At 37.8% G+C, this 11,947-nt stretch carries 10 protein-coding genes; 1 reads left to right on the forward strand and 9 read right to left on the reverse strand.

Annotated features, from left to right (window positions below):
- Window positions 1-2 precede the first annotated feature (2 nt).
- Window positions 3-584, forward strand: coding sequence for a lipoprotein LipL21 (locus tag CH354_RS05095; RefSeq protein WP_100716127.1), 582 nt, complete (start codon window positions 3-5; stop codon window positions 582-584).
- Window positions 585-706: 122 nt separating this feature from the next.
- Here the strand turns inward: CH354_RS05095 and CH354_RS05100 are convergent, their stop codons facing one another.
- The 9 genes from CH354_RS05100 to CH354_RS05140 form a co-directional block, all read right to left on the reverse strand.
- Window positions 707-1,090 (reverse strand): PilZ domain-containing protein, encoded by a 384-nt coding sequence (locus tag CH354_RS05100; protein WP_100716261.1) that lies wholly within the window; start codon window positions 1,088-1,090, stop codon window positions 707-709.
- A gap of 10 nt (window positions 1,091-1,100) precedes the next feature.
- Window positions 1,101-2,114 carry a tRNA dihydrouridine synthase gene (locus CH354_RS05105; protein ID WP_100725608.1) on the reverse strand — a complete coding sequence of 338 codons (1,014 nt, stop codon included), beginning with the start codon at window positions 2,112-2,114 and terminating at the stop codon, window positions 1,101-1,103.
- A 15-nt stretch (window positions 2,115-2,129) separates the two neighbouring features.
- Entirely contained in the window at window positions 2,130-4,661 is a 2,532-nt protein-coding gene (gene gyrA, locus CH354_RS05110; protein ID WP_100725609.1) for a DNA gyrase subunit A, read from the reverse strand.
- A gap of 19 nt (window positions 4,662-4,680) precedes the next feature.
- Window positions 4,681-6,600: a DNA topoisomerase (ATP-hydrolyzing) subunit B gene (gyrB, locus tag CH354_RS05115; protein ID WP_100725610.1), complete on the reverse strand. Its 1,920-nt coding sequence runs from the start codon at window positions 6,598-6,600 to the stop codon at window positions 4,681-4,683.
- Between the two features lie 78 nt (window positions 6,601-6,678).
- A complete protein-coding gene (locus CH354_RS05120; protein ID WP_100725611.1) occupies window positions 6,679-7,002 on the reverse strand; it encodes a DciA family protein in 324 nt (107 codons plus the stop codon).
- On the reverse strand, window positions 6,999-8,102 hold the full coding sequence (recF, locus tag CH354_RS05125; protein ID WP_100725612.1) for a DNA replication/repair protein RecF: 1,104 nt from the start codon (window positions 8,100-8,102) through the stop codon (window positions 6,999-7,001). Before recF ends, CH354_RS05120 begins: the two co-directional genes overlap by 4 nt.
- Window positions 8,102-9,220 (reverse strand): DNA polymerase III subunit beta, encoded by a 1,119-nt coding sequence (gene dnaN, locus CH354_RS05130; protein ID WP_100725613.1) that lies wholly within the window; start codon window positions 9,218-9,220, stop codon window positions 8,102-8,104. The genes recF and dnaN overlap by 1 nt, the downstream gene beginning before the upstream one ends.
- A gap of 246 nt (window positions 9,221-9,466) precedes the next feature.
- Entirely contained in the window at window positions 9,467-10,792 is a 1,326-nt protein-coding gene (gene dnaA, locus CH354_RS05135) for a chromosomal replication initiator protein DnaA (protein WP_100725614.1), read from the reverse strand.
- 216 nt (window positions 10,793-11,008) lie between these two features.
- On the reverse strand, window positions 11,009-11,941 hold the full coding sequence (locus CH354_RS05140) for a hypothetical protein (protein WP_100716119.1): 933 nt from the start codon (window positions 11,939-11,941) through the stop codon (window positions 11,009-11,011).
- Window positions 11,942-11,947: the final 6 nt, after the last annotated feature.

Consider the following 11,947-nt stretch of genomic DNA (forward strand, 5'->3'; position numbering starts at 1 on the left):
TTATGAAGAAATCACTTATCGTATGTGCCTCTCTAATCGCATTTGTTGTATCTTGCGGATCCAATGATGGAGGCAGAAGAGACGCTACGACCGTAGGTAAAAATGGTTGGATTTTTGAAGGTTGGGCTTGTGCCCCAGACGCGGCGGCTGCAAAACGTGGTCAAAGCCCTGCTGAGTACTGCAAAGGAAAAGAAAAAGAGTTCGATTATCTTTACATGAAATTTTCTGCACGTGCATCTGACAAAGCAATCAAAGCTAATTCAGTAGCGATGAAACAATCCACTTGCCGTGAAGCAGCTCGTTTACAAGTTGCTGGTGATGGTTTGAAAAAAATCTTAGGTGAATACTTAGAACAAGCTTCTGGTGTGTCCGATGGTCAATCTACTGGTTCTGTAATCGTATCTGAATCAAAAGGTATTATCAAAGGAGTTGGAGTTTATGACTGCTGCTCACTCAACAATGAAACAGGAATCTGCGCAAACGTAGGTGAGCCTGAGACTTGGGAAGAATGTCAGTGTGTTGGTTACCTCAGATATGCAGGTGGACAAAAAGCTCTCGAAGCAAAAGCAACTGCTGCTCAGTAATCTGACAATAGCGCTTTGTTACGAAAAAGCCTCCCGTAAAGGAGGCTTTTTTTTTGCCCTGATTAAAATTGAATTTTTAGAAATGAATCTTGATAGATGAGCGAGTAACATTCGTTTCTCTTTTATTTTTTCACTTTTGGATCAAAGTAATGTTTATGGATAAACTCTTGTACAACTTTGTGTTCGGAAGCTGCAAGTGGTTTAAAGATAACTGATGTTGTTTTTCCTGCGGTTCTGTGAACGGTTCCTAAAATTTCTAAAGGGTTTTGGTTGAGAGAAAATTGGATTTTGACCTGATCACCTTCATAAAAGATTGCTGTTGTTTGAAAAGCAAGTCCACCTGTTCCTAAATCAGAAAGATGTCCCGTCACTGGACCTGACTTTGTTTTGACTAACTCAACGGTGCAAGGAACATCTAATTTCACTCGAGCATCTTTTCTTTTTTGTTTTGCTCCACCATATTTACTGTAACTATCGGAGAATATCGATTGTTTTGAATCTGCCATTTCAGGTTCCTTATACAAGACTTACAAACGTTTCGCAGTTTATATTCTCGTTTTTGATTTCGCTTGTTTCCAAAAATTTAAAATCCATTTGAACGGATTCTAATCTATCTTTAAATTCATCCACAGAAGTAACTGTTAACAGTTCTCTTTTTGTATCTTCTGGGAATCCTGTGTTTTCTATATATTTAATAAAATGTTTTCTAAATAAAATGAGCGCATAATCATCATTTGATGGATAAAAGTCCAACATCAAATTTAAGTGTTCAAGGATTACGGATTGAATCTCAATCCATGGAACCAATTGTTTTGGAATTTTACCAAATACCCACGGATTACCAATCGCCTTTCTGCCTATGAGAACCAAATCAACACCAAATTGTTTCTTTTTTTCGATCGCTTCCGCATATGTTTTCACATCACCATTTCCATATATAGGAACTGAAGCGCGTGATTTGATTTCACCAATTGCATTCCAATCTGCAGAACCAGTATATGCCATAGCCTTCGTTCTTCCATGCACAGAGATAGCGGAAACTCCAGATTCCTCTAATACTTTGACAGTTTCTAGATAATTTAAAGAATTGGAATCCCATCCCAATCGAATTTTGGCAGTCACGGGAAGACCTGTGCTTTTTCGAATCCCTTCGATCATATTACCAGCCAAACGAATATTTTTTAAAAGACCAGCACCAGATCCATTATGTGATACTTTCACAACAGAACATCCCATGTTCAAATCGATGATATCGGGTTTACGTTCCGCTGCAATTTCCGAAGCTTTGACAACCGTATCTAAATCAGAACCAAAAATTTGGAAAACGATTGGTCTTTCGAATTCTTGGTACCGAAACATATCCAAAGACTTTACATTTCCAATTTTAATTTGTTCTGTAGATACAAACTCTGTATAGGAAAATGCAGAACCAAATCTTCTTGTGATTTGTCGGTAAGGGCTATCGGAAATGCCAGCCATTGGTGATAAAGCGACATCACCATCGATAGTTACATTTCCAATCCTTATCATATTACAATTTCCTAATTACGATTCCGCTTGGTCTGAATCTGTTTCTCGAACGACGGCAAAGTCTTTTACAAAATCTTCATCCTTCGTATTGACAACTTTCACACCCATGGCAGATCTACCAACCATTGAAATTGTTTTCACCTCAACTCGGATTGCCATACCCGATTGAGTGATCACAAGTAATTCATCTTCTTCTTTCACAGAAGAGATACCAACTGCCCTTCCATTTTTTTCCCCAATTTTGAGGTAAGTCATACCTTTTCCACCACGACCTTTGGTAGAAAATTCTTCGAAGTCAGTTCGTTTTCCAAATCCATTTTCAGAAATACAGAACAAATGTGTGTTAGGTTCTACCTTTGTAATTCCTGCAATGGCATCGTCATCTTCCAACTTCATAGCTGTGACTCCAGAAGCAGTTCTTCCTTGGGAGCGCAGTTCATTTAAATTCATTCGAATTGCGAGTCCATTTTTACTACCAATGAACACATCGTAGTTATTTGGATTGGCAATGACATCAATGAGCTCATCTCCATCACGTAAACCAATTGCAATGATTCCTGATTTTTTCGTATTTGTAAATTCATCCAATTGGATTTTTTTAACAAATCCTTCTTTGGTGACCATGAGAAGATAAGAATCATCAAAATTTCTGAAGGTAAATAAGGATGTAATCATTTCATCATCATTGAGGTTGATGACTGCCTTTAATGATTTTCCTCGTGCTTCTTTCGAACCAATCGGCAATTCATAAACTTTGAGTAAGAATGCCCTTCCCTTATTGGAAAATAACATCAGGTTATCATGGGTCATTGCACTGCTAAGTTTCTTAACAAAGTCTTCCCTTTTAGTGGAGATCCCTTGGACTCCTTTCCCACCTCGTTTTTGCCGGCGGAATGTATCCATTGGAAGGCGTTTGATAAACATATCTTCAGAAAGTTGGACAACCACTTCCTCATCTGCAATTAAATCTTCTGCATTGAACGTAGAAGATTCCAAGGATTCTAAACTGATTTCTGTTGATCGAGTATTTCCAAAGGATTGAGATACTTTGCCAAGTTCATCACAAATGATGGATTTGACTCGTTCTGGTTTTGCCAAAATGTCCTCAAGATCTGCAATCAGAATTCTCACTTGTTCCAACTCATCAATGATCTTTTGGACTTCGAGTGAAGTTAAACGTTGCAAACGCATTTCCAAAATAGCATCGGCTTGTAATTCAGATAAAGCAAACGTAGCCATGAGGGAACTTTGTGCTTCTCTTACATCTTTCGAAGCCCGAATGATTCGGATCACTTCATCGATATTTTCTAAGGCAATCCTGAGTCCTTCTAAGATGTGAGCTCTTTTTTGTGCTTTGTCTAAATCAAATTCAGTTCGTCTAACAACAACTTCTCGCCTATGTTCTGCATATGATTTAAGAATTTCTTTTAAAGAGAAAATTTTTGGACGATTGTCCAAAATCGCAAGCATCGTGATTCCATAACTCACTTGGAGTTGTGTTAACTTAAATAATTGGTTTAAGATTACTTGTGCATTTGCGTCTTTTTTAACATGAATTTCGACACGAATCCCTTTTCGATCAGAGAGATCTAATATTTCAGAAATCCCTTCGATTAGTTTTTCATTCACAAGATCTCCGATTTTTTCAAGAAGGTTCTTCTTGTTTACCTGATAAGGAATCTCATGAATGACGATGATTTCGCGACCTTTGTTATTTTCAATGATCTCCACTTTGGAACGGATTCGAATCGATCCTTTTCCAGTAGCATAAGCTTGGTACAATCCTTCCCCACCAATGATGATCCCACCCGTCGGAAAATCAGGACCCGGAAGTATTTTCATAAGCTCAGGCAAAGTGATATCTGGATTTTGAATCATCGCTATCACAGCATTTACCGCTTCTTTAAGGTTATGTGGCGGGATGTTGGTTGCCATTCCCACAGCAATCCCTGTCGAACCATTGACCAAAATGTTAGGAAAGTTTGCTGGTAATACGTCAGGTTGTTGTCTTGTATCATCAAAGTTAGGTGAAAAACTAACAGTATTTTTTTCTATATCTTTGAGTAATTCTTCAGCAAGTTTAGTGAGTCGAGCTTCTGTATAACGATAGGCTGCAGCGTTATCCCCATCGACGGATCCAAAGTTACCTTGGCCATCAATGAGTGTTTCTCGCATGGAAAATGTTTGCGCCATACGAACCATGGTTTCATAGACAGCGGAGTCACCGTGAGGGTGATAGTTACCAATTACTTCCCCGACTATTTTTGCAGATTTTACATAAGGTCTATCCGATCTCCATGCCCTTTCATTCATCGCATGGAGGACACGTCTATGCACTGGTTTTAATCCATCACGCACATCCGGTAAAGCTCGACCTACGATGACACTCATCGCATAATCAAGGTAAGCTTCCTTCATTTGGTCTTCGATTTCTACCGGAATGACCCTGACACCAGCTTTTAAGGCACCGGCTACGTCTGGTCTACCGGATAAATTGAGTGCTAAGGTTTTGTTTGATTCGTTTTCTTGGCCGTTTTGTTCGGTCATTTGATTTTCCTAATTCCGATTAAAGATCTAAATTTGCTACTTTGTAAGAGTTAGCTTCTATAAAACGACGACGTGGCGAAACTTCATCACCCATCAGAATATTAAAGGTATCTTCTGCTTCGACAAAGTCTTGTAACTTAACTTGTAACATTACGCGTTCTTTTGGATCCATAGTTGTATCCCAAAGTTGTTCTGGGTTCATCTCTCCAAGTCCTTTGTATCGTTGGATGACTACTTTATCATTTGGTCTGGCTTTTAAGATTTCATCTTTTTCACGGTCTGAATATACATACACCGCTTCTTTACCAAACTTCAACAGATACAAAGGAGGTTGGGCAACAAAGAGAGATCCTTGTTCGATGATTGGTTTCATATAACGGAAGAAAAAAGTTAAAAGTAAGGTTCGAATATGGGAACCATCCACGTCGGCATCTGTCATGATAATGATTTTTCGGTAACGTAATTTTTCTACATTAAATTCATCATCACCGATACCTGTTCCCATAACAGTGATTAGTGTACGGATTTCTTCATTCGATAGAATTTTATCCAAACGTGCTTTTTCTACGTTTAGAATTTTACCTTTCAGAGGAAGGATAGCTTGTGTATTTCGATCTCGTCCTTGTTTGGCTGATCCACCCGCTGAGTCCCCCTCCACCAGGAAAAGTTCGCAGTGTTCAGGATCCTTTTCGGAACAATCAGCAAGTTTCCCGGGAAGGCCACCACCTTCTAACACTGTTTTACGACGAGTGAGGTCTCTTGCTCGCCTTGCGGCTTCTCTTGCTTTTGAGGCTAAGATACATTTTTCCAGAATCTTTTTGATCACCGCAGGATTTTCCTCAAAGTATCGATTGAGTCCTTCACCTGTGATGGTTTGCATGAGTCCCTTTACTTCTGCATTCACTAACTTTTCTTTTGTTTGTGAATTGAACTGAGGTTGTGGGATTTTAATGGAGATAACTGCACAAATTCCTTCTTTGATGTCATCACCTTGCAAACCATTGGGTTGTTTTTTGAATAAGGTTTGGTCTTTCTTCAGATGGTCGTTAAGAGTTCTTGTAAGTGCGGTTCTAAAACCTTCTAAGTGTGTTCCACCCAAATTGTTGTTAATGGCATTGGTAAAACAGAAAATATTTTCGCTATAGGTATCACAATATTGAAGCGCAATTTCAGCCCAAACATTTTCTTTTTCTCCCACAAAGTGTAAAACTTTATGTAGTGGGTGTTTGGATTCAGTGATGTATTCGACAAAGGAAACAATTCCACCATCAAACTTAAATTCGTGTTTTGCTATTTCTTCTTTTCTTTGATCTTCGATGCGGATGAGAAGACCTTTATTTAAAAAAGCAATTTCTCTAAACCGAGCAGAAAGAGTATCAAAGGAAAAATCAACAGTCGTAAAAATGGTATCATCTGGTTTAAAGCGAACGACTGTTCCGCGGTGTTTTGTTTCGCCGATGATTTTAACATCTTCAATCGGTACACCTGCTTGGTATTTTTGGTAATGGAGTTTTCCTTCTTGGTGAACTTCCACTTCCAAATACGTAGAAAGTGCGTTTACGACAGACACCCCCACCCCATGTAATCCACCTGATACCTTATACGCATCATTTTCAAACTTACCACCAGCATGAAGGATGGTCAGTACAACTTCAATGGTTGACTTACCTTTGTCAGGGTGAATGCCAGTAGGAATTCCTCGTCCGTTGTCTCGGACTTCTATGATATTTTCTGGTAAAATGCGAACATCAATTTCAGTACAATGGCCAGCCATTGCTTCGTCCACGGAGTTGTCCACGACCTCATAAACCATCTTATGGAGGCCCGACTCATCTTGGGTTCCGATATACATTCCGGGACGTTTCCGGACCGCCTCTAGACCCTCTAGGATCTTGATTTTTGAGGCTGAATAGGCGTTTTGATCGGTTTGGTTGGACATAGAATTTTAAGATACCCTATAGGAAGTATCCTAAAAACACTCTCGAAGGGCAAGTGAAATCGGGGGGAAATGGTAGGTTTAAGACCTTGGATTTTGGAATTCATTTCCCGTTTTGAAATGGATTTTTTCCAATAAAACTGGGCTTGTGATTCGATTGATTTTTTGTAAAAGTTCCGATTTTTGAAACTCCAATTCTTGGGATACCATGGAGTGACGACAAACGACTGTTAGTTTTTTTCCATCAATGGATTTAGGAAAACTTTGTTTGCCAAAAACATCTCCTACAATGTCGTTCCATTGCAATCTAAGTTTTTTTAAGATTTGGTCTTGGAAAACCGTTTCGCGATCGAGACCAAGTTTTTCGAGACTTTGAAAAAGTTCTGAAAGTTCTACTTTTTTCATAGTCCAGTGAGCTCCTTCACTTTACCCGATTCAATTTGGTAAATTTCTTTATCAACCGTTAGGTTTCCTACATATTCATTAATTCCTTCTAAATCAGTGGTGGTAAAAAATGCCTGACCACATTCCGAAATTAAATTCACAAAGTATTCCCTTCGTTTCACATCCAGTTCCCTGATAATATCATCGATAAGAAGGACTGGTGCTTCGCCAGTTGTATCACGGATCATTTGGAAACAGGCTGTTTTTAAAGCAATGACCGCACTTCGTTTTTGCCCTTGGGATCCAAAACCACTTAAGTCTTTGTCATTAAATCCAATCGGTAAAGTATCACGGTGATTTCCACAACTTGTGTAACCAATGGCTTTGTCTTTTCGTAAGTTATCGAATAGTTTTTGTCTATGTTCTTCTTTCGATGAAACATTCGGTTTATAAGTTAGATAAAATGGATCTTTTCCAGAACTGAGTTGTAAAAGATTTTGATGGAAATAACCAGCTAATGTTTCAATCGTTTTCATTCGAATCTCACGAATTTCCGCATCATGGCCAATGATTGGGTCGTCCCAGATTCCAATTTCACGATCACTCGCATTTTCTTTTTTTAAAGCAGCATTTCGTTGTTTGATTAACCTTTCATATTCAATGAGTTGTTTTAAGTAATAACGATTTGTGGAAGAGATAAAAGCGTCTAAAAATCTACGCCTTTCAACATTGCCATCTTCGATGATGAGAATATCAGGTGGGCTCATCACAATGGAACGAAAGTAACCTACATAATCTGATATTTTTTTAAACTCTTCTCCATTCACTTTTAGTTTTTTTCGTTTTGTATGGGAATGTTCAATTCCGTATTCAAAAAGATAATCGTTACCTTCTGATTCAAATTCAGCACGGATGAACGTATCAGATGTATCCCAACGAAGCAGTTGGTTTTGGTCTGATTCACGAAAACTTTTTAAGTAAGATAAAAGAGAAATGGATTCTAGTAAGTTTGTTTTGCCTTCTCCATTGTTTCCAATGAAGAAGACAAGACGAGATCGAAAGTTAAGTTGTGTTTCTTCGTGGTTACGAAAGTTCTTTATGTAGATTCTTTTTAGAAACATTAAAGTTTCATTGGCATGATGACAGAAACAAAGTCACTGTCAGAAGGATCCTTAAATAAAACAGGAGCACTGGAAGTTGTAAATTCTAAGATCACTTCCGGGTCATCTACTGCTTTTACCACATCACTTAAATAATCCCCTTTAAAAGCAATGGTGATTGCTTCACCATTGTATTCAATTGGCATATTGTGATCAAACATCATGGTTCCAGGATTGGAAGAGCTGATGTTGACATTTCCTTTTGTGAATGCCAAACGAATTTGTTTGGAAGGTTCTTCTGCAGAAATCAAGGCTTGTTTTAAGAATGTTAAAAAGTCTGCTTTCACAACACGAACAGATTCTGTGGTTTGTTTTGGAATCACTTGTTCATAGTCAGGGAAGTTTCCATCAATCAGTTTAAAAAGTAGTTCTACGTTTCCAGACGAAACATAAATTTGTTCTTCTACAAAACCAATCTTTGCAGTCTCTTTTCCTTCCATCATTTTTAACATTTCGCGAACCGCTTTGTGAGGTATGATCACACCATTTTTAAATGGAAATTGTTTTGGAAACTTGCGAACAATTTTAGACAAACGTCTACCATCTGTTCCAACAACAATGAGATCAGTGTTATCAGGTTTTAAAAATAAACCATTAAAAACAAAACGTGTTTCTTCAATTGCCATCGCATAAGATGTTTTACGAAACATTTCACGAATCGTTTGGCAAGGGAATTCAACTACACTTGATTCTTCCACTTTTGGAATCGTTTTGATATCTTCCGAATCAATTCCATTCACTTTGAACTTTGTATCCATTTTTCCAGAAGCATCAGTGATCGTAGTTTCTGAATTTTCAGATTGCTCAGTTGTTGTGAGTAAACTTGTATCAAAGTTTAAATTTTTAAAAATACTGGAGAGTTGTTTTGCTGGAAGGGATGCAGTTCCTTTTTCTCCAATCGTAGATGGAACTGATGTTTTGATTGCGATTTCTAAATCCGTCGCAGATAAATACACTTCATTGTCCCCAGTTTGGATTTTTAAATTGGAGAGAGCAGACTTGATCTCTCGGACTGAGATCACTCCATCCACTGAGTTAATTGCTTTTAGGAATTCTGTAGTATTGACAGTGAATTTCATTTTTCCTCTTCTTCTTATTTATATTATATATCTTTATATATATTATGTCGTTTCCGTTGGTTCTGTCAGTATGTCGATAAAGCCTGGAAAGTTCAATTTTTATTGAATTATGTCAGTTTTTTTCCATTTGGCAAGTGTGAATATTTATGTCCCTTTGAACAGTTTATCGGAATTTTTTGGAACCATAAGTCCTAACTATGTCCTATCGACAGTTTATCGACAGACTTTCGCGTTGTTAGTCACAGTTTATTGGAAGCTAATCTTGTGTTTGATGGTCTGAAAGAGATCTTCCCAAAGTGGTTCGGATGCCTTACGTTCTTTGAATTTATCGATCCCATGAATGACTGTTGAATGGGTTGTCGAAAAAATGCGACCTATTTGCGCTTTTGGAACATTCAAAACATCGTGGAGAAGGAGCATACAAAGATGGCGTGGCGGAATGAAATCAGCCTTTCTGCTTTTCCCTAGTAAATCCTTTCTTGCAACATTTGTCCTTTCACAGACTAAATCGATGACCATATCCGGACTAAACCCAATTCGTTTTTTATTCGTGAGAAAACGGGCTTCGGCAATTTCTTTGATTTTGTCTTCGGTGAGTAAAAAATACTCATACGCTTTTTTGTACATGACCAAATCATTTACAATTCCGATGAGGGCACGTGAATCACCTTCTAAACGTTCGGCGAGCCAATGGAGTAATCCATCACTGGCAGGAATATTGTATTCTGAAAAATTAGATTTTAATAATGACTTACGAAGTTCCAAATCATGCGATTTAATGTCGGCTTGTAATCCATGAACAAATCGGGATTTGAGCCTTTCATGGAGAGGGAGTTCGTAACTAGGTCGGTCTGATGCGATGACAATTTGTCTTTTGCGATCATATAAAAAATTAAAAAGGGCAAAAAACTCTTCTTGGGTTTTTTCAGCGCCTCCATTCAAAAACTGAATGTCATCAAAAAGCAAAACATTATAAGACTGGTACCGAATCTTGAAAGATTCCAATGACTCACGATTGTTTTGTCTGACGGTAAAAATGAATTCATTCAAAAATGAGGTACTATTTACATACCTAACTGTTTTCCATGGATCCTTTTTTTTGATCTCATTTCCAATGGCATGGAGTAAATGTGTTTTTCCAACACCAACAGGTCCAAACAAATACAATGGATTGTATTTTCCGGGTTGTTCCACGACACTTTTTGCTGAAGTAAAAGCAATTCGGTTGGAATCAGAAGTGATATAATTGCTAAAAATATACTCAGGATTGAGATCCGAGTCAGAATCATCAAATTTTGATTGGATGACTTCCTTTAATACATGTGAAGAAGTCTCTGATTCTGTGAGAATGGATACTTTAAATTTATCACCTACCACTTGGTAGACTGCATCTTCAATGAAACTGATGTATTTTGTTTCTACATGGCGTTTGATTCCACTCGATGGTGCCATTAAGTGAACCACTTGGTTCTCCCATTTGTCAAATCGAAGTGGTGCTATGAAATTGGAAAAGTACTTGGGAGGTATCTGTTTCGATATTTCTTCTAAAATTTCTTCCCAACGTTTGTCCAAGTTTCTCCGCCCTAAATATGAAATCGGGTACTATACTTTTAGCAAGTAGGCAGAATTCAAATGAAAAATCGGGAAACGTTCCAAACTGTTAAAAATAGTCGAACCGAATAAAAAAATTATGTCCCTTATTCTGTTTGACAGAATTTTATCATGTATTGTTTGTTAGGTGTTCTTTATTCCTTCATATGGAGGATTCAAAAATTCAATTCAAAATTGTTACGTGGCAAGACGTAAGAATAGTTGTGATAAAAGAACGTATTCTAACGCAGGAATTTCATAATGGAGTTTCAATTTAAAATCGAGGATCGCTTCGATTCTATTGGTATTGGCTTCAAAGTTTTTTTGCCTGTATTCATAAAGGAGTAACAAACAAATCATTTCTAAAAAATCAATTCCAGTGAGACCTTCTTTATTAGAACGAAACTCACCTAATTGGTCTCTTACCCAGTTTTCTAATTTGAATAATAAAATGGAATCGTGGCAATGTTCCCTTACATTCTCATGCCACTCCTCTAAAAACTCATCCGCAATTTCAAATGGATTGAGCGACCCACCATAATACAATTTTGATTCCGAGATTTCATTCCTTCGGATTTTTTTGATTTCCTCTTGTGGGAGATAATGAAATGGAATACAAACCGAACGGGAAACAATCGTTTGTTTGAGATTGTGAAGGTCGTTGACTATGAGGATGAATTTTGTATGAGGTGGTGGTTCTTCTAAAGTTTTTAATAGAGTCGTTTCTGCTTCATTATTAATCCGATTGGCTTCTGGAAATAATACAATTCGATAATCAGATGTATGTGGTTTGTATGGAATTCTAGCTGAAAGTAACCAACGAATCGTAAACTCTTCAGGGTCTTTTTCTTTTCCTATCGCAATGTTTTTTCTGCGAGGAAACTGAATGTAATCGGGATGAACACCTCTCATGAATTGTCTGCAGGAATCACAGGTGCCACAGGAGGTTCCTTCTAAACAAAGGATTTGCCTTGCGAATCTTTCTGCAGCAAGCCACTTCCCTACTCCATCTGGTCCATGGAATATGATGGAACCAGGAATTTTGGACCTGTCTTTTAAAAACGATTTTAAATAAGTCAGTGCAACATCTTGGCCTGACACCTGCTCGAAAGAAAACAAAGTATCAGACATTTTGTT

It is taken from the genome of Leptospira levettii, assembly GCF_002812085.1.
Classification (GTDB): domain Bacteria; phylum Spirochaetota; class Leptospiria; order Leptospirales; family Leptospiraceae; genus Leptospira_A; species Leptospira_A levettii.